At 72.5% G+C, this 19779-nt stretch carries 20 protein-coding genes; 9 read left to right on the forward strand and 11 right to left on the reverse strand.

All coding sequences use genetic code 11. The annotated features are described in order from the left end of the window. Positions 1–106: 106 nt before the first annotated feature. Positions 107–520: a DUF4307 domain-containing protein gene (locus tag ACWCP2_RS14190; protein ID WP_450908857.1), complete on the forward strand. Its 414-nt coding sequence runs from the start codon at positions 107–109 to the stop codon at positions 518–520. A gap of 191 nt (positions 521–711) precedes the next feature. Further along, a complete protein-coding gene (gene greA / locus ACWCP2_RS14195) occupies positions 712–1209 on the forward strand; it encodes a transcription elongation factor GreA (protein WP_250751585.1) in 498 nt (165 codons plus the stop codon). A gap of 92 nt (positions 1210–1301) precedes the next feature. Here greA and ACWCP2_RS14200 read toward each other — a convergent pair whose 3' ends face one another. The 3 genes from ACWCP2_RS14200 to ilvA all read right to left on the reverse strand — a co-directional run bounded on the left by ACWCP2_RS14200 (position 1302) and on the right by ilvA (position 4592). Further along, entirely contained in the window at positions 1302–2153 is an 852-nt protein-coding gene (locus tag ACWCP2_RS14200) for an ABC transporter permease (RefSeq protein WP_450908858.1), read from the reverse strand. After that, positions 2150–3184, reverse strand: coding sequence for an ATP-binding cassette domain-containing protein (locus tag ACWCP2_RS14205; protein WP_450908859.1), 1035 nt, complete (start codon positions 3182–3184; stop codon positions 2150–2152). Before ACWCP2_RS14205 ends, ACWCP2_RS14200 begins: the two co-directional genes overlap by 4 nt. Before the next feature lie 175 nt (positions 3185–3359). Next, positions 3360–4592 (reverse strand): threonine ammonia-lyase, encoded by a 1233-nt coding sequence (ilvA, locus tag ACWCP2_RS14210; RefSeq protein ID WP_450908860.1) that lies wholly within the window; start codon positions 4590–4592, stop codon positions 3360–3362. 275 nt (positions 4593–4867) lie between these two features. Between ilvA and ACWCP2_RS14215 the strand changes: the two genes are divergently transcribed. The 3 genes from ACWCP2_RS14215 to ACWCP2_RS14225 all read left to right on the forward strand — a co-directional run bounded on the left by ACWCP2_RS14215 (position 4868) and on the right by ACWCP2_RS14225 (position 6193). Further along, on the forward strand, positions 4868–5401 hold the full coding sequence (locus ACWCP2_RS14215; protein ID WP_450908956.1) for a MarR family winged helix-turn-helix transcriptional regulator: 534 nt from the start codon (positions 4868–4870) through the stop codon (positions 5399–5401). A gap of 79 nt (positions 5402–5480) precedes the next feature. After that, a complete protein-coding gene (locus ACWCP2_RS14220; protein ID WP_450908861.1) occupies positions 5481–5954 on the forward strand; it encodes a sigma factor-like helix-turn-helix DNA-binding protein in 474 nt (157 codons plus the stop codon). Further along, on the forward strand, positions 5951–6193 hold the full coding sequence (locus ACWCP2_RS14225) for a hypothetical protein (protein ID WP_450908862.1): 243 nt from the start codon (positions 5951–5953) through the stop codon (positions 6191–6193). Before ACWCP2_RS14220 ends, ACWCP2_RS14225 begins: the two co-directional genes overlap by 4 nt. Before the next feature lie 70 nt (positions 6194–6263). On the opposite strand, the gene ACWCP2_RS14230 is transcribed toward ACWCP2_RS14225, so the two are convergent. Further along, positions 6264–7421 carry a cystathionine gamma-synthase gene (locus tag ACWCP2_RS14230; RefSeq protein WP_450908863.1) on the reverse strand — a complete coding sequence of 386 codons (1158 nt, stop codon included), beginning with the start codon at positions 7419–7421 and terminating at the stop codon, positions 6264–6266. 124 nt (positions 7422–7545) lie between these two features. On the opposite strand from ACWCP2_RS14230, the gene ACWCP2_RS14235 reads away from it, so the two are divergent. Both ACWCP2_RS14235 and msrA read left to right on the forward strand, forming a co-directional pair. After that, positions 7546–8652, forward strand: coding sequence for a hypothetical protein (locus ACWCP2_RS14235; protein ID WP_450908864.1), 1107 nt, complete (start codon positions 7546–7548; stop codon positions 8650–8652). Between the two features lie 123 nt (positions 8653–8775). Continuing rightward, complete coding sequence (msrA, locus tag ACWCP2_RS14240) at positions 8776–9441, forward strand: peptide-methionine (S)-S-oxide reductase MsrA (RefSeq protein ID WP_450908865.1); 666 nt, start codon at positions 8776–8778, stop codon at positions 9439–9441. Positions 9442–9539: 98 nt separating this feature from the next. On the opposite strand, the gene ACWCP2_RS14245 is transcribed toward msrA, so the two are convergent. Both ACWCP2_RS14245 and ACWCP2_RS14250 read right to left on the reverse strand, forming a co-directional pair. Beyond that, the gene (locus tag ACWCP2_RS14245; protein ID WP_450908866.1) at positions 9540–11741 is read right to left on the reverse strand and encodes a sulfatase-like hydrolase/transferase; all 2202 of its coding nucleotides are present in this window, start codon (positions 11739–11741) and stop codon (positions 9540–9542) included. A gap of 179 nt (positions 11742–11920) precedes the next feature. Next, a complete protein-coding gene (locus ACWCP2_RS14250; protein ID WP_450908867.1) occupies positions 11921–12967 on the reverse strand; it encodes an NAD(P)-dependent alcohol dehydrogenase in 1047 nt (348 codons plus the stop codon). Between the two features lie 189 nt (positions 12968–13156). Between ACWCP2_RS14250 and ACWCP2_RS14255 the strand changes: the two genes are divergently transcribed. Continuing rightward, positions 13157–14074, forward strand: coding sequence for a helix-turn-helix transcriptional regulator (locus ACWCP2_RS14255; RefSeq protein ID WP_450908868.1), 918 nt, complete (start codon positions 13157–13159; stop codon positions 14072–14074). 20 nt (positions 14075–14094) lie between these two features. Here the strand turns inward: ACWCP2_RS14255 and ACWCP2_RS14260 are convergent, their stop codons facing one another. The 5 genes from ACWCP2_RS14260 to ACWCP2_RS14280 all read right to left on the reverse strand — a co-directional run bounded on the left by ACWCP2_RS14260 (position 14095) and on the right by ACWCP2_RS14280 (position 19246). After that, on the reverse strand, positions 14095–15075 hold the full coding sequence (locus tag ACWCP2_RS14260) for a GNAT family N-acetyltransferase (protein ID WP_450908869.1): 981 nt from the start codon (positions 15073–15075) through the stop codon (positions 14095–14097). Positions 15076–15103: 28 nt separating this feature from the next. Beyond that, complete coding sequence (locus ACWCP2_RS14265; RefSeq protein WP_450908870.1) at positions 15104–15781, reverse strand: ABC transporter ATP-binding protein; 678 nt, start codon at positions 15779–15781, stop codon at positions 15104–15106. 101 nt (positions 15782–15882) lie between these two features. Then, entirely contained in the window at positions 15883–17376 is a 1494-nt protein-coding gene (locus ACWCP2_RS14270; RefSeq protein ID WP_450908871.1) for an ABC transporter permease, read from the reverse strand. Between the two features lie 178 nt (positions 17377–17554). Beyond that, positions 17555–18835, reverse strand: a complete 1281-nt coding sequence (locus ACWCP2_RS14275; RefSeq protein ID WP_450908872.1) for a L,D-transpeptidase — start codon at positions 18833–18835, stop codon at positions 17555–17557. A 117-nt stretch (positions 18836–18952) separates the two neighbouring features. Continuing rightward, positions 18953–19246 (reverse strand): hypothetical protein, encoded by a 294-nt coding sequence (locus ACWCP2_RS14280; RefSeq protein ID WP_450908873.1) that lies wholly within the window; start codon positions 19244–19246, stop codon positions 18953–18955. Between the two features lie 155 nt (positions 19247–19401). Between ACWCP2_RS14280 and ACWCP2_RS14285 the strand changes: the two genes are divergently transcribed. Beyond that, positions 19402–19704, forward strand: a complete 303-nt coding sequence (locus tag ACWCP2_RS14285) for a hypothetical protein (protein ID WP_450908874.1) — start codon at positions 19402–19404, stop codon at positions 19702–19704. Positions 19705–19779 lie beyond the last annotated feature (75 nt).

A 19779-nucleotide genomic window follows, 5' to 3' on the forward strand; every position in this document is an offset into this window, starting at 1 on the left:
GAGTCGTCAGGGCGGGCGCTCCTATAGTGACCGAATCGGAGGGTGGAAAAATTCCGGGGGGTCACCCCGGAATCCAGGTGTTCACCCACCTCGAAGGGAACGATCGATGAGCGCGGTGCGCGAGGAGCTGCCCGAGGGCCGCTACGGCCGGTCGGCGGACGAGCGCGCGGACCGCAAGCTGAAGATCATCGGTTCGGTGCTCGGGGTCGCCCTGCTGGGTGTGGTCGGCTGGATCGGCTGGGACTACGTGGCCGGTCAGAGCGTGAGCGCGGAGCTCATCAAGTACAAGGTCGTCTCCGACTCGGCGGTCGAGGTGCACCTGGAGGTCCGCAAGGAGGCCTCGGCCACCGGGGTGTGCACGCTGAGCTCGCAGGACGAGGCGCACAGTGAGGTCGGACGCGCCGACTTCACGTTCGCACAGAAGAGCGGACGCGTGGACGAGATGGTGACGCTGAAGACCACCGGCCGGGCCACCATGATCGAGATCATCGGCTGCCGTGCGGCCGGTTCGGCGGGCTGATCCGGGGCATGACCTGTCGTGCGGCCCGACGTGCGACCGAGTCCGACCGGGGTGCGACCGGTATGCGTCCTGACGTGACCTGACGCAGTTCACACACTTGGCGTCCTCCCCCTTTTCTTCCCGAATTGTTAGGCTCGTGGTTTCGTCCGCCGCTGGCGGCTTTGTAGTCCCTGTACCGACGAGGAGCACCCGTGACCCAGACGAGCGAGAGCGTCACCTGGCTGACCCAGGCGGCGTACGACCAGCTGAAGGCCGAGCTGGAGTACCTCTCTGGTCCCGCACGGTCGGAGATCACGATCAAGATCGCGGCGGCCCGTGAGGAGGGTGACCTCCGTGAGAACGGCGGTTACCACGCGGCCAAGGAGGAGCAGGGCAAGCAGGAGCTGCGCATCCGCCAGCTCACGCAGCTCCTGGAGAAGGCCAAGGTCGGCACGGCCCCCGCCTCCGAGGGCGAGGTGGCCCCGGGCACCCTGGTCAAGATCGCCTTCGACGGCGACGAGAGCGACACCATGGAGTTCCTGCTGGCCTCGCGCGAGTACGCGTCCTCGGACTTCGAGACCTACTCCCCGCAGTCCCCGCTGGGCTCCGGTGTGCTGGGCAAGAAGATCGGCGAGGACGCCCAGTACGAGCTGCCGAACGGCAAGCAGGCGTCGGTCAAGATCCTCGACGTCAAGCCCTTCACCGGCTGATCACCCCCCTTTCTTTCCGCACGCTTTTCCACCGCTTTACGACACGAAGCCCCGCCGAGCACTGCTCAGCGGGGCTTCGTGTCGTGTGCGGCCTACGCGGTCGCCGAGCGGTACTTGCGTACGGCGAGGGTGCGGAACACCACGATGATCACGACGGACCAGAGCAGCGAGGCCCACACGGGGTGCTGCATCGGCCAGGCGTCCGACGGCGACACACCCGGGTTGCCGAAGAGTTCCCGGCAGGCCTGGACGGTGGCGCTGAACGGGTTCCACTCCGCGATGGGCTGGAGCCAGCCCGCCATGTTCTCGGTGGGCACGAACGCGTTGGAGATGAACGTGACCGGGAACAGCCAGATCAGCCCGCCCGAGGTGGCCGCCTCGGGGGTCCGCACCGACAGGCCGATCAGGGCGCCGATCCAGGAGAAGGCGTACCCCAGGAGCAGCAGCAGGAGGAAGCCCGCGAGGGCCTTCGGCACGCCCTCGTGGATGCGCCAGCCCACCAGGAGCGCCACGATCGCCAGGACGACCATGGTCAGGGCGGTCTGGACGAGGTCGGCCAGGGTGCGGCCGGTGAGGACCGCGCCGCGGGCCATCGGCAGCGACCGGAAGCGGTCGATCAGGCCCTTGTGCATGTCGTCCGCGATGCCGGCGCCGGCTCCGGCGGTGGCGAAGGTGACGGTCTGCGCGAAGATGCCCGCCATCAGGAAGTTGCGGTAGTCGCTCGCGCTGGTCGAGCCGCCGATCATCATCGAGCCGCCGAAGACGTAGCTGAACAGCACGACGAACATGATCGGCTGGATCAGCCCGAAGATGACCATCTCGGGGATCCGGGACATGCGGATCAGATTGCGCTTGGCCATGACCAGGGAGTCGTTGATCCCCTGGACGATGCCGCCGCGCGGGCGGGGCGCCGCCAGCTCCGGGGTCGTGGAGGTGAGGGTCACTTCGCCACCTCCTTACGGTCCTTGCGGCTGCCCTTCGCGGCCTTCGCGGCCTTCGGATCGGCGGGGGCCTCTCCGTTCTCCTCGGCGGTGCGCTCCGCCGCGTGGCCGGTCAGGGAGATGAACACGTCGTCCAGGGTGGGACGGCGCAGGCCGATGTCGTCGATCTCGATGCCGCGGCCGTCGAGTTCGCGGATGACCTCGGCGAGCAGCTTGGCGCCGCCGGAGACCGGCACGGTCAGCTTGCGGGTGTGCTCCTCGACGGTGGTCTCGCCCTTGCCGAAGCCGGCGAGGACCTCGCGGGCCGTGGCTATGCGCTCGCGCTCGTGCACGACGACCTCGACGCGCTCACCGCCCGTCTGGGCCTTGAGCTGGTCGGAGGTGCCGCGTGCGATGACCCGGCCGTGGTCCACCACGGCGATGTCGTGCGCGAGGTGGTCGGCCTCCTCCAGGTACTGGGTGGTGAGGAGGAGGGTGGTGCCGCCGGCGACGAGTTCCTGAATGATCCCCCACAGCTGCTGGCGGTTGCGGGGGTCGAGGCCGGTGGTGGGCTCGTCCATGAACATCACGGGCGGGCTGACCACGAGGGCCGCGGCGAGGTCGAGGCGCCTGCGCATGCCGCCGGAGTACGTCTTGGCGGTGCGGTCGGCGGCGTCGCCGAGGTTGAAGCGCTCCAGCAGTTCGGTGGCCCGGGCCTTGGCCGCCTTGGCGCCCATCTGGTAGAGCTGGCCGACCATCTGGAGGTTTTCCCGGCCGGTGAGGTATTCGTCGACGGCGGCGAACTGGCCGGAGAGGCCGATCGAGCGCCGGACTTCATTGGGGTGTTTGAGGACGTCGATCCCGGCCACCACCGCCTTGCCGCTGTCGGGCTGGAGGAGGGTGGTCAGGACGCGGACGGTCGTGGTCTTGCCCGCGCCGTTGGGGCCGAGCAGGCCGAGGACCGTGCCTTCGGGTACATCGAGGTCAACGCCGTCCAGAGCCCGTACGTCGCCGAAGGTCTTGACCAGACCTTCGGCGTAGATGGCGCCTGGCATATGGGTACTCCCAGTGCGAATCGAACCGGTTGAATCGTGACATTCCTACGCGAATCCTATGAGCGCCGAGCCGACCTCGCTCGGCCGAACGGGCGACACCGTATCGCGTCATATCGCGTCTCGCCACCGGATCGGGGAGTGTCACCCCGGGGTCTCGCCCGAGGGGATGAGCCCGCTAGCTCATGACCGTGTACCCCGCGCCGTGCAGCGCCCGCGCGACGTCGGCGCAGTGCTTCGGCCCCTTCGTCTCCAGGTGCAGCTCCACCTCCACCTCCGTGAGCCCCAGGCGCGGATCGGTCCGCACGTGGCTCACGTCCAACACGTTCGCATCCACCACTGACAACTCCCCCAGCAGACCGGCCAGCGCCCCCGGCCGGTCGGTCACCCGCAGCCGCAGCGACAGGTAGCGGCCGGCCGCCGCCATGCCGTGGCGCAGGATCCGCTGCAGGAGCAGCGGGTCGATGTTGCCGCCGGACAGCACGGCCACGACCGGGCCGTCCCCGTACCGTTCGGGCTCGCTCAGCAGCGCGGCCACCGGGCTGCACCCGGCCGGCTCGACCACCATCTTCGCCCGCTCCAGGCAGAGCAACAGCGCGCTGGAGAGCGCGTCTTCGGACACCGTACGGACGTCGTCCAGCAGCTCGCCAATGATTTTGAAGGGGATGTCCCCGGGCCGGCCCACCTTGATGCCGTCCGCCATCGTGACGGGGTTGTCGATGGACACCGGGTGCCCGACCTTCAGCGAGGGCGGGTACGCGGCCGCGCCCGCCGCCTGGACACCGATCACCCGGACGTCGGGCCGCAGCGCCTTCACCGCGACCGCCACCCCGGCGGCGAGCCCGCCGCCGCCGATGCCGACGAGGATCGTGCGGACCTCGGGGCACTGCTCCAGGATCTCCAGTCCGACCGTGCCCTGGCCCGCGATGATGTCGCGGTGGTCGAAGGGGTGGATGAACACCGCGCCCGTGCGGTCCGCGTAGTCCTGGGCCGCCGCCAGCGTCTCGTCCACGACCTGCCCGTGCATCCGCACCTCGGCGCCGTAGTCCTGGGTCGCGGCCACCTTCGGCAGGGGCGCCCCGACCGGCATGAACACGGTCGAGCGGACCCCGAGGAGGGAGGAGGCCAGCGCCACGCCCTGGGCGTGGTTGCCCGCGCTGGCGGCGACGACCCCGGCGGCCCGCTGCTCGGGGCGCAGGCCCGCGATGCGCACGTACGCCCCGCGCAGCTTGAAGGAGCCGGTGCGCTGGAGGTTCTCGCACTTGAAGTGGACCGGGGAACCGGTGAGGGAGGAGAGGTACCGGCTGCCCTCCATCGCGGTCACCCGGGAGACGCCGGAGAGCATCTTCTGGGCCCCCCGGACGTCGTCGAGGATGACCTGCGGGACGGGCTGCGGCACGCGGTAGTTCATACGGCCAGTCTCGCAGCCGGCCCGTCGCGCGGTTCCCCGTGCTGGGCGGGACGGGTGAGCGCAGGACGGACGCAGGGGGACGCAGGGGGACGCGGCCGGCGCGGGGCCCGGTGCGGGGCCCGGGCCGGAGCGGCGATATCTCGCCATGCGGGACGGCTCGTAGTCGCCGTTTCACCGCTGCCGTATCAGTTCTTGTACGAGGCGTACGAGCCGTCGCACGGCCGCGTACTCTGTCCCCCATCCTTGTCGGCCCCATGCGAAGAGAGCCCACGGCCATGCCCTCCACCCCGGCCAGTTCCGACCTGCCCGCGCCGGCCGGCGCGCCCGCCGAAGCCGGACTCCTCGACGCGCTCCAGCACCAGGTGGCGGTCTTCGCCCGGCGCGCCGAGCAGACCCGCCTGGGCGGGGTCGGCCAGGCCCGCAACTCCATGGACCGGGCCGCGTACCTGCTGCTGAACCGGCTCGACCTGGAAGGCCCGATGGGCGTGAAGGCGCTCGCCGGCGGCATGGGCATCGACTCCTCCACCGTCACCCGCCAGGTCGCCCCGCTCGTCGACAGCGGCCTGGTCAAGCGGACCTCGCACCCCGAGGACGGCCGGGCCGTGGTGCTCGCGCTGTCCCCGCGCGGGCTGGCGCGGCTGGAGGAGGTCCGCTCCTCGCGGCGCGAGCTGATGGCGCGGGTGACGGACGGCTGGAACGAGGAGGAGCGCGAGGCGTTCACCGGTCTGCTGACCCGCTTCAACCTCTCGCTGTCCGAGCTGATGGCGGCCGTCTCCGAGCCCGGATCCGAGGCCGGCCCCGCCTCCTGAGGCCCGGCGGGACCCCGGCCCGCGCCCGGCTGCGCGCGACCCCTTCCGAGGCGGTCCCTCCGGCCGCACTATGTGGACTGTGGACCACGGGCCGGGCCCCTACGCGGAATTCGAAGCCTTCGTCGCCGGTGCGGCGGGGCGGCTCCTGCGCGTCGCGATCCTGCTGACCGCGGAGCCCGCGACGCCCGGAGCGGCCGAAGCGCCCGCCGCGCGCGGACTGCTCGGCGCCGCGCTGGCCCGTACGTACGCCAACTGGCGCAGGCTGCGCGGGGACGACCCGTACGACCACACCCGCCAGGAGCTGTGCGCCGCCTTCGCCCGCACCGGCCGCCGCCACCACGGGGGCGGCGGGGTGCTGGGGCGGCTGAGCCCGCTGGAGCGGCTCGTCGTGGTGCTGCGGCTCTACGAAGGGGTCGCGGAGGAGGTCACGGCCGCGCAGCTCGGGCTGGCGCCCGACCGGGTGCGGGCCCTGTGCGCCCGGGCCGTCTCGGAACTGCGCTCCGGCCCCGGGGAAGCGGCCGCCCCGGACGCCCGCAGCAAGGAGGCGGCATGAGTCGCCCCGATCCCCGGGAAGCCCAGGTCAGGCGGCTGCTGGAGGGCCCCTACCCGGCGGTGCCGCCCGATCTCGCGGCGGGCGCGGCGGCCCGCGGGGACCGGCTGCTGCGCCGCCGCCGGGCCGTGCGGCGGACCGGCTGGGTGCTGCTGTGGGCGGCGGTCGTGGCCTTCGTGGTGTGGGCCTCGCTGACCGGCGCGTGGTCGACGCCTTCGAGCGAGGTCTCCCCGCCCTGGTAGGACGTGCTCGGGCGGGGAGACCTGCTTCGTACGTACGGGCCCTGCGGGGCCTGCGGGGCCTGCGGGCCGGCTAGCCCAGCGCCTGCGCGAGGTCGGCCACCAGGTCGTCGGCGTTCTCGATGCCGACCGACAGCCGGACCAGGTCGCCCGGGACCTCCAGGGCCGAGCCGGCCACCGAGGCGTGGGTCATGCGGCCCGGGTGCTCGATGAGGGACTCGACTCCGCCGAGGGACTCGCCCAGGGTGAAGATCCTGGTCCGGTCGCAGAGCGCGACGGCCTCCTCCTCGCCGCCGGTGACGCGGAAGGAGATCATGCCGCCGAAGTTGCGCATCTGCTTGGCGGCGATCTCGTGGCCCGGGTGCTCGGGCAGGCCCGGGTAGAGGACCGTGTGGACCTTGGGGTGGCGGACCAGCATCTCGGCGATCTTGCCGGCGTTCTCCGCGTGCCGGTCCATGCGGACGGCCAGCGTCTTGATGCCGCGCAGCACCAGCCACGAGTCGAAGGGACCGGCCACCGCGCCCATGGCGTTCTGGTGGTAGGCCAGTTCCTCGCCCAGCGCCGCGTCCGCGGCGACGAGCGCGCCGCCGACGACGTCGGAGTGGCCGCCCATGTACTTGGTCAGCGAGTGCACGACCACGTCCGCGCCGAGCGCGAGGGGCTGCTGCAGGTAGGGGGAGGCGAAGGTGTTGTCGACGACCAGCTTGGCGCCGGCCGTCCGCGCGATGTCGGCGACGACGGCGATGTCCGTGATGCCGAGCAGCGGGTTGGAGGGGGTCTCGACCCAGATGACCTTGGTCTTCGGGGTGATCGCCGCGCGCACCGACGCCGGGTCGGAGGTGTCGGCGACCGACCACTCGACGCCCCAGCGTGAGACGACCTTCGCGAAGAGGCGGAAGGTGCCGCCGTAGGCGTCGTTGGGGATGACCACGTGGTCGCCCGGGGAGAGCAGCGTGCGCAGCAGGCAGTCCTCGGCGGCGAGCCCGGACGCGAAGGCGAGGCCGCGCCGGCCGCCCTCCAGCGCCGCGAGGTTCTCCTCCAGGGCGGTGCGCGTCGGGTTGCCGCTGCGGCTGTACTCGTAACCGCCGCGCAGTCCGCCGACGCCGTCCTGCTTGTACGTGGACACCTGGTAGATCGGGGGCACGACCGCGCCGGTCAGGGGGTCCGCCGTATTGCCCGCGTGGATGGCACGGGTCTCGAAGCTCTGGTGCTCGTGGCTGTCGTCGCTCATGGCCCGATGCTATGCCCCGTCCGGGCCCTCCGCGGCCCCGCCCCGGGGCTCCGGGAACGTGCCGGGGGCTCCCCTCTTTGCCTCCTATTGGCTTTCGCACGGGTCGGTCTGGTTCGCTGGGGTCATGGAGATTCTGTGGTTCCTGCTCGCGATGGGTCTGCTCCTCGCCGCCCTCTCACCGATCCTGCGGCGCAGGCGCGGCGGACTGCGCCTGGTCACGCCCGGGAGCCCGGACGCCGCCGACCCGGCGGACTACGGATTCGCCCTCCAGGAGGAGCTGGACATCCGGATCCCCGGGCCCGACCAGGACCTGATGGACGCCCTCGACCACGTGCGGCGCACCGGCCAGTGGCAGGCCGCCTCCCAGCTGCTCGCCGGAACCCCCCGGGAGGGTGAGGTGCGCTGGCAGCGCGTGCAGGCCTTCGCCGGTTCGGCGGCGCTGGAACTCGCCCGGGAGCCCGGGGCCGGGGCCGCGTGGCTGAAGGCGTGGCGGCTGGAGGCCCCGAAGGACGCGGCCGGTGCGCAGGTCCACGCCGAGCTGCTGGCGCAGCAGATGTGGCGGCGCCCGGAGGGGATGAGCGAGGCCGACGTACGGATCATCGCGGAGGAGGCCCGGGAGTCCTGCCACAAGGCCGCGCTGCTGGCCCCGGGCGACCCGGTCCCGTACATCATCGAGCTGTCCGTGGCCCGGATGCTGCACTACTCCGAGCCCGAGTACGACGCCCTGTGGGCGAAGATCATCGACCGGGCGCCCCAGCACATGGGAGCGCACCTGGCGGCGCTCAACTACTGGTGCGAGAAGTGGCACGGCTCCCGGGAGAAGGCCGACGCCTTCACCCACCACGCGGCCGCCCGCGCCCCGCGGGGCTCCCTGCTGGCGGCGCTCCCCCTCTTCGCCCTCTACGAGCACGTCCCGGACGTCGTCCTGATCCGCAGCTTCCACCGGAGCGCGTCCGTGAGCCGGGCGGTGGAGGGCGCGCTGTACGCGGTCCACAGCGCGCGTCCCGACGACCCGATGCTGGCGCACGTGCGCCACCTGCTCATCCTCTTCCTCGTCGGCGGCGAGCGCTGGGCGGAGGCGATGGACCAGATCCGCCACGTCGACGGCTACGTCGGCGCCCTCCCCTGGTCCGCCGACCCGGACCCGGCCGCCTCGTACGCGGTCTACCGCGCCCTGGCGGTGGCCGGCTACGAGGCCAACGGCGGCTCCCCGGCGACGCTCCCGCACTGAGCTCCCGCACTGGCCTCTCCCCGATGCGCCCCGCGCCGTCACGGCCACACGGCGAGACGGCGGCGGCCGCGGGAATCCCGGCCCGCCGTACGCCGTTACCGGTAGACCACTAGGAGGGAATCCATGTTCTCGTACCGCCGCACGCCCGAGCTCCCCACCCGCGAGGAAGCCCTGACCGGCCGCGCGGAGCCGCTGTTCGGTCTGCCCGCCGTGCACACCGTGCTCGGCAACCCCCTCGCGGGCCCCTACCCCGCCCACCTGGAGGTCGCGGACTTCGGCCTCGGCTGTTTCTGGGGCGCCGAGCGCAAGTTCTGGCAGACCCCGGGGGTGTGGACCACGCTGGCCGGCTACCAGGGCGGATTCACCGAGAACCCGACCTACGAAGAGGTCTGCTCCGGCGGCACCGGCCACACCGAGGTGGTCCGGGTCGTCTTCGACCCGGCCCTGGTCTCCTACGAAGCCCTGCTGAAGCTGTTCTGGGAGTCCCACGACCCCACCCAGGGCTTCCGCCAGGGCAACGACGTCGGCACCCAGTACCGCTCGGCGGTCTACACCCACTCCCCCGCCGCGCAGGCCACCGCCGAGGCCTCCCGCGAGGCCTACCAGAGCGTCCTGACCGCCGCCGGCCACGGCACGATCACCACGGCCGTCCTCCCGGCGGCGGAGCGCCCCTTCTGGCCCGCGGAGGCCTACCACCAGCAGTACCTGGACAAGAACCCCGGCGGCTACTGCGGCATCGGCGGCACCGGGGTCTCCTGCCCGATCGGTGTGGCCCGCGCCGACGGCTGAGCCGCGGCGGGAGCAGGAACCCGAGGAGCCCCGGACCCCGCCGTGTGCGGGGGCCGGGGCTCCTTGCGTCGCGTTCCGTTTCCGGGTCTGGGTCGGGGTCAGACCACCGTCACCCGCGCCGACGCCCACGAGGTGTGGTCGAAGGCGGAGTTCGCGTTGGCGTCCTCGACCGTCAGGGTCAGCAGGCGGACTCCGCGCACGTCCACGTCGAGCGCCGTCGGGCCCGAGGCGCCCGTCAGGATCCCCGTCGTGGCGAGGATCCGGCCGTCGCCCCGCACGGTCGCGCGGGTGGCTCCGGCCGCCGACTGCTTCTTCGAGAAGTCGTCGATGCCGACCAGGGCCGTGAAGCGGTTCCCGCGGCCGCCCAGGTGGTAGACGATCTCGGACGGGGCGTGCACGCCCAGGCCCTTCGCGTGGGTGACCCCGCCGAAGGCGATCGGGGTGCCGTCGCCCGCCGCCTGCTTGCCGTTGGAGCGGTCGATCTCGACCGGGCCCCAGCCGTTGGACGCCGAGACCCAGGGCAGGTCGCTGAGGTAGCTGTCCTGCGCGGGCGGCGCGGGCAGCGGGGCGTACGGGCTCTGCGCGGCGAAGGCGAAGCCGCCCGCCGAGGCCGACGCCGTGAGGGTGACGGCCCCCGCCCCCGCCGGGGCCGTCAGGGTCCACACCGTCGTCAGGGAGGCTCCCGGGGCGAGGGAGGCGGCCGTGGCGGGGCCCGCCGGGGTCGCGGTCCAGCCCGCCGGGACGGTCAGGGACACCCGGGCGTCGGCCCAGGGGCGGGCCGTGCCGTTGGCCAGGGTGGTGGTGAGGGATCCCGGGGAGGCCGGGGCGGCGGTCGCGGTCAGGCCCCAGGGACGGCGGGGGTAGGCATCGGCCCAGGAGGAGCGGAGCAGGGTGGTCAGCGAGGCCACCACCGCGGGGTTGGCCGCGGCCACGTCGTACTGCTCGGCGAGGTCCGTGTTCAGGTCGTAGAGCTCGAACCGCCACTGCGCGTCCGGTACGGTCCGGTCCCGCGCCGGGGCGAACCGTACGGCCTTCCACCGGTCCTTGCGGATGGCCTCGGCGACCTGCTTCGCCCGGCCGCCGTCCTGCGCGTTGGCCCGGCTGGTGACGCCCTGTTCGTCCCGGTACCAGTACAGGTGGTCGTGGACCGGGGCGAGCGCCGCGGCGCCGTTGAGGACCGGGGCCGCCGAGAGCCCGTCGATGTCGGAGGGCGCCGGGGCGCCGCCCGCGAGGTCGGCGAGGGTGGGCAGCAGGTCGTAGAGCGGGGTGGGGCGGGCGCTGGTGGTGCCGGGGGCGATCCGGCCCGGGGACCAGGCGACGAGGGGGACGCGGACGCCGCCCTCGTACAGGTTGCGCTTGTATCCGCGCAGCGGGCCGTTGGCGTCGAAGAGGTCCGGGTTGACCCCGCCCTCCTCGTGCGGGCCGTTGTCGGAGGCCACCAGGACCACCGTGCGCCCGGCGACGCCCCGCGCCTTCAGCCGGTCGACGACGGCGCCGACCTGCGCGTCGAGGAGGCTGATCTGCGCCGCGTGCGACTTGTTCGCCTGCGTCCAGGAGCGGGAGGCGTAGGCGCTCGCGTCGGGGATGTCGCTCGGGGCGTGCGGGAGGTTCGGGGTGAGGAGGAGCAGGAAGGGGGCGGGGCCGGCGGCGTGGGCGTCGATGAAGCCGAGGGCGCGCGCGGCGATCGCGTCGGGGGCGAAGGTGCCCGTCGGGACGGTCTCCTTGGCGTTGCCGTTCCAGAGGTACGCCGGGTAGTACTCGTGGGCGTGCCCGTGGTCGATGTAGCCGTAGAACTCCTCGAAGCCGCGCGCCGACGGGTGGCTCGGCTGGTTCCCGGCCTCCGGTCCGAAGCCCCACTTGCCGAAGAGGCCCGTACGGTACCCGCGTGCCCGGAGCACCTCCGCGAAGGTGGTGTCGTCCGCGCCCAGGCTGCCCTGGCCCCCGCTGGAGGGGTTGGCCCGGACGGCGGCGTGGCCGGTGTGCAGGCCGGTCAGCAGCGCCGCGCGGGAGGGCGCGCAGACGGCGGCCGCGGCGTAGGCGTCGGTGAACCGGAGCCCCTCCGCGGCGAGTTGGTCGATGCGCGGGGTGGTGATCAGCTTCTGGCCGTACGCGCCGAGGTCGCCGTAGCCCAGATCGTCGGCCAGGATCACCACGAGGTTCGGCGGCCCCTCGGCCCCGGACCCGGCGGCGGACCCGGCCCCGGCGGCGGCCGCCCGCGCCGGCTGGACGGCCTGCGGGAGGGCCGCGAGGCCGGCGGCGGCGGCCGCGGAACCCGCGAGGAAGTGGCGGCGGCTGGACATCTCGAACTCCCCGGTGACAGAAGGCTGGTGGGAAGATCGTCCGCGCGGCCGGCCGCCGAGACCATGCACGGGGCATGAAAAGCGTGTGACGGCGGCCCCCGGGGGGACCTGCCCCGGGGGGCCGTGCACCCGGGGGCCGCCGTCGGGCGCCCTCAGGCGCCGGTCAGGGGGTCGGACACTCAGATGGTCGAGGTGTCGATGACGAAGCGGTAGCGGACGTCGCCCGACTGGACGCGCACGTACGCCTCGTTGACCTCGTCGGCGCGGATCACCTCGATGTCCGCACCGAGCCCGTGCTCGGCACAGAAGTCGAGCATCTCCTGCGTCTCGGCGATCCCGCCGATCATCGAGCCGGCCAGGGTCTTGCGGCCGCCGATGACGGAGAACAGGTTCAGCGAGACCGGCTCCTCCGGGGCGCCGACGTTCACCAGGGCCCCGTCCACCTTGAGCAGGCCCAGGTAGGCGTCGAGCGCGAGCGGCGCGGAGACGGTGGACACGATCAGGTCGAAGCGGCCGGCCAGCTCCTTGAAGGTGGCCTCGTCGTTCGTGGCGTGGAAGTGGTCGGCGCCCAGCTTGCGCCCGTCCTCCTGCTTGCGCAGGGTCTGGGACAGGACGGTCACCTCGGCGCCGAGCGCGTGGGCGATCTTGACGCCCATGTGGCCGAGGCCGCCGAGACCGACGATCGCGACCTGCTTGCCGGGGCCGGCCTGCCAGTGCTTGAGCGGGGAGTAGAGGGTGATGCCGGCGCACAGCAGCGGGGCGGCGATGTCGAGGGGCAGCGCGTCGGGGATGCGGACGGTGTAGTTCTCGTCGACGACGACGTGCGTGGAGTAGCCGCCGTACGTGGGCTCGCCGTTCCGGTCGAGCGCGTTGTACGTACCGGTCATGCCCTCGGCGCAGAACTGCTCCTGCCCGGCGAGGCACTGCTCGCACGTGCGGCAGGAGTCGACGAAGCAGCCGACGCCGACCCGGTCGCCGACGGCGAACTTGGTGACCCCGGAGCCGACTTCGGTGACGACACCGGCGATCTCGTGGCCCGGGACCATGGGGTAGATGCCCTCGCCCCAGCCGTCGGTGACCTGGTGGATGTCGGAGTGGCAGATGCCGGCGAACTTGATGTCGATGAGGACGTCGTGCGCACCGACCGGACGGCGCGGGACGGTGATGCGTTCCAGCGGGGCCTTGGGCGCGGGGGCGGCGTAGGCGGCGACCTGGGTGACGGACACGATGAGGCTCCTCGGAAGACTGTGGTGCGGACGTGCGGTGCGGCGGTGCGGAACCGCTGTGTGTTCACAGCCTGCCTCCCCCCGCCCCGGACACCCATCCCCCTGCCCTGCCTAGGTCTGGCGGACCTACCCTTGGCGGGGTCAGGCTCACGCCCCCGGCCTGCGCGCCCGCGCGGTGATACTGGGGTAATGGACCAGCTTGATCAGCGAGCCGAGCTCGGCGAGTTCCTGCGCTCCCGGCGCGCCCGGCTGCGCCCCGAGGACGTGGGCCTGCCCGACTACGGACGCCACCGCCGGGTCCCCGGCCTGCGCCGCGAGGAGCTGGCGCAGCTGGCCGGGGTGTCGGTCGCCTACTACACGCGCCTGGAGCAGGGCCACGGCCAGAACGTGTCGGCGGAGATCCTCGACGCCATCGCGCAGGCCCTGCGCCTGGACGGCACGGAGCGTGCGCACCTGAGCCACCTCGCCGGCCCCAAGCTCCGCAAGCGCCGCCAGGCCCCGCGCCCCCAGCAGGTCCGGCCGCAGCTTCGGACGCTGCTGGACGCGATGGACGGCGTACCGGCGTACCTGGTCGGGCGGCGCCAGGACGTCATCGGCTGGAACCCGCTGGCCGCGGCCGTCTTCGGCGACTTCGGGGCGCTCCCGGCGCAGGAGCGCAACCTGGTGCGGCTGGTGTTCCTGGACCCGGCGACGGCGGAGCTGTACGCGGACTGGGAGTGCCGGGCCTGCGAGGTGGTGAGCAACCTGCGCGTGTACGCCGGGCAGTTCCCGGACGACGAACGGCTGTCCGCGCTGGTCGGTGAACTGTCGGTCAAGAACGAGGAGTTCCGCCGGCTGTGGGCGGCCCACACGGTGGCCGACAACAAGATCCACGGCGTCAAGCGGCTGCGGCATCCGCTGGTCGGCGAGCTCGTGCTGTCCTTCGAGACGCTGGCCTTCCCGGACGACCCGGCCCAGTTCCTGGTCACCTACCACGCGGCCCCGGGCTCCCCCTCGGCCGACGCCCTCAGCCTGCTCGCCTCCTGGTCCGCGCCGTCCGCGCCGTCCGCGGCCCCGGGGCGGGACCGGGAGCACGCCCCGGGACCCGTCGGGGAGTCCGCCCCGTAGCACCGCCTCCCCGGCCGGAGTCACAGCGTCAGCTGGAAGTACCCGACCCCGCGCTCGCGCCGGTACCCCAGGGCCGCGTTGACCGCGAGCATCGGGGTGTTGTCGTCCGCCACCGAGGTGGCGATGGTGCGCAGGTCCGGGTGGCGGATCGCCTCCTCCGCGAGCATGCGGAGCTTGACCGCGCGGCCGAGGCCGTGGCCCCGGTGGGCGGGGACGACCACGGTGTCGTACTGGAGCGCGCGCGGGCCCGCCGGGTCGAGGAGGACCAGTTCCGTGTACGCCGCCACCTCGCCGTCCGGGGTGACGGCGGCGACCGTGGTCAGTGCGCCTCCGCGGTCCAGGATCTTGCGGTGGGCCGCGTGCAGGCGCTCCGCCGTCCACGTCTGGATCCTCTGGTCCAGCTCTCCCGTCGGCGCGTCCTCCATCGCCCCGTGGGCGACGGCCACGGCCGGCGCCCACGCGTCGGGCACCGGCCCGGGCCAGCAGTGCAGCTCGTAGCCGGGCGCGACGGACCCGGCCCCTTCCTTGGCGGCCTGCGCCCCCTGCGCCCACCGCGCCTCCCGTACGTCCTGCACGTACCAGGCCATCGACAGGACGTTCTCGAAGCCCACGGCCTCGGCGAACGCCTGACCGGGACCTCCCAGGTCCACCTCCGCCGCCACCGAGGTACGGCCCTGCGCGAGCAGCTCCTCGCGGGCCCGCTCCCACAGGGCCGTTCCCACACCGTGCCGCCGCGCGTCGGGCCGTACGGTCAGCTCGTCCAGGAACGCGGTGTGGTCGTTGACGCCGTCGGTGAAGAGGACCAGGGAGGCGACCGCCTCCTCCGTCGCCCAGTGCACCGAGCGCCCCCGCGCCGAAGGCACCCGGAGCGCTCCGGCCACCTCGGTCCGGGAAGGCGGCGGAGTCCCCGGCAGGTCCGCCGTCCGGGCTGCCGCCAGGACGGCCCACCAGTGGTCGACCTCGATGTCGGTCGGGGGCACGGAGAGCGCGGTGATCGTCATGCTCCGGACCCTAAACCCGGGGCCGTGCTCAGGCGTTCTCGGTGATGGTCACCTTCCCGCGGCGGATCGTCGCCACCCGCGGGGCCCGCTTCGCGAGCGCGCTGTCGTGGGTGACCATGACGAAGGTCAGGCCGTGTTCCTTCCAGAGTCCTTCGAGCAGTTCCATGACCTCGTCGCGCATGGACTCGTCGAGGTTGCCGGTCGGCTCGTCGGCCAGCAGCACCTTCGGCCGCTTCACCAGCGCCCGCGCGATGGCCACGCGCTGCTGCTGGCCGCCGGACATCTCCCCGGGCAGGTGGCCCATCCGCTCGCCGAGGCCCACGGAGTCCAGCGCTTCGGCGGCCCGCTCGCGTCGCTCGCGGGCCTTGAGCCCGAGCGGGACGAGGGCCGTTTCGACGTTCTCCTGGGCGGTGAGCGTGGGGATCAGGTTGAAGGACTGGAACACGAAGCCGATGTTCTCCGCGCGGACCCGGGTGAGGCGGGATTCGGAGACGGTGGCCAGGTCGAGTCCGTCGAGGACGATCTGCCCGGCCGTCGGGCGGTCCAGGGCGCCGAGCATCTGGAGGAGGGTGGACTTGCCGCCGCCGGTGGGGCCCTGGATGACGAGCCGGCCTCCGTCCTCGATGGTCAGGTCCACGCCCGCGAGCGCGTCGATGGATTCCTTGCCGCGCTGGTAGCGCTTGGTGACACCGGTGAGCTGGTACATCTCTGGTTCGTTCCCTCGGGGTTGCGGGACGGTGGGACGGGGCGGGAGAGGCTGGGCGGGAGAGGCTGGGCGGGAGTGGCTGGGCGCGAGTGGCTGGGCGGCTACTCGACGCGGCGCAGGGCGTCCGCCGGCCGCAGCCGGGAGGCGCGCCAGCCGCCGAAGCCGCCCGCGATCAGCCCGCCCGCGACGGCGAGGGCGACGGCCAGGCCGATGGTGGAGAGCGAGACGGGTGCGGTGAGCGCGATGTCGAGGGCCTTGCCGGCACCCCGCTGCGCGGAACGCATCATCCCGCCGCCCCCGCCCGCGCCCCCGCCGCCCGGGCCCTGGAAGCGGCCGGCGCCGCCGGCGAGCTGCGCGGTCAGCCGCGGGCTGATCGCGGTGATGGCGTACGCGGCCACAAACCCGAGGCCGATGCCGAGCGCGCCGCCGATGAGCCCGTTGACCAGGGCCTCGCCGGCGACCTGTCCGGTGACGCGGCCGCTCCTCCAGCCGAGCGCCTTGAGCGTGCCGAACTCGCGGACGCGCCGGGACACGGCCGAGGAGGTCAGCAGGCCGGCGACGAGGAAGGCGGCGAGGAGGACGGCGTACGAGAGCCACGTGCCGACGGTGGAGGCGAGGGAGGCGGCGGTGGAGAGCGAACCGGAGACGGCGTCGGCGAGGTCGGCCGAGGTGGTGACGGTGGTGTCCGGGACGTTCTTCTGGATGGCCTGCTTGACGGAGCCGATCGCCTGGGAGTCCTTCGCCTGGACGTAGACCGTGGTGATCTTGCCGGGGGTCGCGGCGAGGGTCTGGGCCTGCTGGAGGGGGACGTAGACGTTGGCGGCCGCGTCGCCGCTGTCGGCGGTGGCGATCCCGATCACCTTGAACTTGGCGCCCTTGACGGTGACTTCGGAGCCGACGGCGAGCTTGTTCTTCGTGGCGTGGGCGCTGTCGACGACGGCGACGGCCGCGTTGGTCTCGCCGGCCGCGAAGGTGCGGCCCGAGGTGATCCTGGAGGTGGTGAGCGGGCCCAGCTCGGGGTGGGTGACGTCCGCGCCGTAGACGGAGAAGGAGTTGACGTCGAAGTCGGCGCCGCCGCCCTCGACCGTACCGCCCTGGCCGCCGCCCGCGGCGCCCGGCCCGGCGGCGCCCGCGCCACCCGTCCGGCCCTCCGCGCGCTTGAACTCACCGCGCTTGAACTGCCCGTTGACCTTCATCACCTGGAGGCTGAGGCCGCCGACGGCCCGGGCGACCCCGGCCTGGCCGGACACCTTGTCCACGGTCGCGGCGTCGAGGGTCTGGAAGCCCTGGGGCATCACGAGGTCGCTGCTCTGCTCGGTCCCGGCGTCGCCCTCGCCCTCGCCCTTGGCGTCGAACCTGAACCGGGGCCGGGCCGCGGTGTCGCCCTCGGCCGGCGGGGTCTGGGCCTTGGTGACGGTCATGTCCGTGCCGAGGCCGTAGAGCGACTGGAGGACCTTGCCCTGGGCCCGGGTCATGCCCGCCGAGACGGAGGTGACGACGATGACGAGGGCGATGCCCAGGGCGAGTCCGGAGGCGACGACGAGCGCCGCCTTCCTGCGGCGGCGCAGCTCGCGCCGGAGGTAGGTGAAGAACATGCGGCCGAAGCTAGGCAGCACCGGTGACCGCCGGATAAGCCGTCCATAAGAGCCGGATGAGAACGCGAACTCACAGCTCACGGACAGGAATGCGCGAACGGACGGCGGGGAGCCCCTTGTCCGGGGCTCCCCGCCGTCCGTGTGCGCTTCGTCGGGGTGCGGCTGTCGTGCCGGCGGGTCAGACGGCCGAGCCGGCCTTCCAGTCCGCCCAGTTCATGTTCCAGCCGTTGAGGCCGTTGTCCGGCTTGATCGTCTTGTCCGGGGAGTTGACGACCGTGACGACGTCTCCGATCAGGGAGTTGTCGTAGAACCAGGCCGCGGGCTGGCTCGGGTCGTTCGCGCCCTTGGCGTCGTTCAGGCCGACGCAGCCGTGGCTGGTGTTGGCGCTGCCGAAGACCGAGTCGGGGCCCCAGTAGTTGCCGTGCACGAAGGTGCCGGAGTTCGACAGGCGCATCGCGTGCGGCACGTCCTTGATGTCGTACTCGCCCTTGCCGTCGTCGTCGGTGAAGCCGACGGTGGCGCCGTTCATCCGGGTCTCCTTGAACTTCTCGGAGATCACCATCTGACCGTTGTAGGTCGGGTTCTCCGGGGAGCCCGCCGAGATCGGGATGGTCTTGAGGACCGCGCCGTCACGGGTGACCGTCATCTTCTTGCTCTTCGCGTCGACCGTGGAGACCTGGCTCCGGCCGATCTTGAAGGTGACGGTCTTGCTCTGCACGCCCTGGATGCCCGGGCCGCCCTGGACCCCTTCCAGCGCCAGCTTCAGGGTGACGGTGGAGCCCGCCTGCCAGTACTTCTCCGGGCGGAAGTCCAGCCGCTGCGTGCTGAACCAGTGGCCCACGACCTCCTGGCCGCTGCTGGAGGTGACCGTGATGCCCGCCTGGACGGCCTTCTTGTCCTTGATCTGCTTGTCGAAGGTGATCGACACCGGCATGCCCACGCCGACGGTCTGACCCGCGTCCGGGATGAAGGAGCCCACGAAGCTGTTCTGCGGGGAGACGGTGGTGAAGGAGGCGTTCTCGTGCGCCTCGCGGCCCGCCTCGTCCTTCGCGGTCGCCGACAGCGCGTACTTCGTGGAGCGCTTCAGCGCGCCGTCCGGCTTCCAGCTCTTCCCGTCGGCGGCTATCTTGCCCGGCACCTTCGTGCCCTCGGAGCTCTTCAGCTCGACCGCGGTGAGCGTGCCCTCGGTGACGGCCACCTTGGCCGCGTCGTTCAGGCCGACGTTGGCGGCGCCGTCCTTGGGCGTGATGGCTATCTTGGCCTGGGAGGCGTCCTTCGCCGCAGCCGCGTCCACATCCGCCTGGGACTTGGCCGAGGTCTCTCCGCTGGCCTTCGGCGTCTGCGCCTTGCCGTCGTCGCCGCCGCATCCCGCGAGCACCAGTACGCCGCCGAGTACGGCGGATATGGCCACCAGGGACCTTTTCCGCCGCATGCTGTCCGTCCTCACACGCCACTCCATCGTTGCCGGAACCCCGAACTCCCCGGGCAGGGGGTCATGACCCCCTGCCTCAATCCTGACAACGCATTACACCCCGAGGTGCTGCCCCATTCCGTTCGAATGTGGTCAACCCCACCGTCAGGCGTTGTCAGTCTCTTCTTCGAGCTCCCCATCTTCCTCGTCGAGGTCCCACTCCATGGACTCGGGGTCGTATTCCACGGGCTCGCTGCTCCAGGAGGCCTGCGCGAGCTCGACGCCGGGGATGTCCGCGACCAGGTCAGTGGGGTCGACCAGGTAGGCCAGGGCCTCCGACTCGTCCTCCCGGACGGCCGCCTCCGCGTGGCCGCGCTCCTCGTCCGGCATGAACTCGTCGGCCTTGATGTGGGCGAGGGCGGCTCCGGTGAGCGCGTCGACGTCCGGCACTTCAAGCACCAGATCCACCCGAAGGCGGACATATCGTGAGGTCTCAGAAGGGTTCATACGACGGAGAGTAATCCCGCGGCCGCCCCGGCTTTCCCACGACCCGCCCCTTTCCGTAGCATCACCGCACGGGGCCAATTCGCTGCTGCCACAAGGGGGATCGCACCGTGTCCGCACGCCGATCAACACTCACCGCTCTCGGAGCGACCACCCTCCTCGCCGTCCTGTGGTTCGTGCCCTCGGCGAACGCCACCGCACCCGGGCACGGGAAGGCCGCCTCCGGCGCGCCCGCCGCCGCGCCCGCCGCCGCGAACATGGAGGTCCAGGCCGCCTCCGCGCCCGCGCCGGCCCTCGCGCTCGCCGACACCGGCGGCGTGGACACCACGCCCTACCTGCTCGGCGGCACGCTCTGCCTGGGCGCCGGAGCCGGCTTCGTGGCCTTCTCCGTACGCCGCTCGCGCACGGCGTAAACAGCCCGCGGACCCACGAAGGGGTGCGGCCCCCGGGTATCCCCGGGGGCCGCACCCCTTCCCTTTGACCTTCTG

The sequence above is a fragment of the Streptomyces sp. NPDC002104 genome, from assembly GCF_053593795.1.

Coding starts and splice junctions, on each gene's coding strand:
- ACWCP2_RS14190 (WP_450908857.1), top strand. CDS start 107: ATGAGCGCGGTGCGCGAGGAGCTGCCCGAGGGCCGCTACGGCCGGTCG.
- ACWCP2_RS14205 (WP_450908859.1), bottom strand. CDS start 3,184: ATGCCAGGCGCCATCTACGCCGAAGGTCTGGTCAAGACCTTCGGCGAC.
- ilvA (WP_450908860.1), bottom strand. CDS start 4,592: ATGAACTACCGCGTGCCGCAGCCCGTCCCGCAGGTCATCCTCGACGAC.
- ACWCP2_RS14215 (WP_450908956.1), top strand. CDS start 4,868: ATGCCCTCCACCCCGGCCAGTTCCGACCTGCCCGCGCCGGCCGGCGCG.
- ACWCP2_RS14225 (WP_450908862.1), top strand. CDS start 5,951: ATGAGTCGCCCCGATCCCCGGGAAGCCCAGGTCAGGCGGCTGCTGGAG.
- ACWCP2_RS14230 (WP_450908863.1), bottom strand. CDS start 7,421: ATGAGCGACGACAGCCACGAGCACCAGAGCTTCGAGACCCGTGCCATC.
- ACWCP2_RS14235 (WP_450908864.1), top strand. CDS start 7,546: ATGGAGATTCTGTGGTTCCTGCTCGCGATGGGTCTGCTCCTCGCCGCC.
- msrA (WP_450908865.1), top strand. CDS start 8,776: ATGTTCTCGTACCGCCGCACGCCCGAGCTCCCCACCCGCGAGGAAGCC.
- ACWCP2_RS14245 (WP_450908866.1), bottom strand. CDS start 11,741: ATGTCCAGCCGCCGCCACTTCCTCGCGGGTTCCGCGGCCGCCGCCGCC.
- ACWCP2_RS14255 (WP_450908868.1), top strand. CDS start 13,157: ATGGACCAGCTTGATCAGCGAGCCGAGCTCGGCGAGTTCCTGCGCTCC.
- ACWCP2_RS14260 (WP_450908869.1), bottom strand. CDS start 15,075: ATGACGATCACCGCGCTCTCCGTGCCCCCGACCGACATCGAGGTCGAC.
- ACWCP2_RS14265 (WP_450908870.1), bottom strand. CDS start 15,781: ATGTACCAGCTCACCGGTGTCACCAAGCGCTACCAGCGCGGCAAGGAA.
- ACWCP2_RS14270 (WP_450908871.1), bottom strand. CDS start 17,376: ATGTTCTTCACCTACCTCCGGCGCGAGCTGCGCCGCCGCAGGAAGGCG.
- ACWCP2_RS14275 (WP_450908872.1), bottom strand. CDS start 18,835: ATGGAGTGGCGTGTGAGGACGGACAGCATGCGGCGGAAAAGGTCCCTG.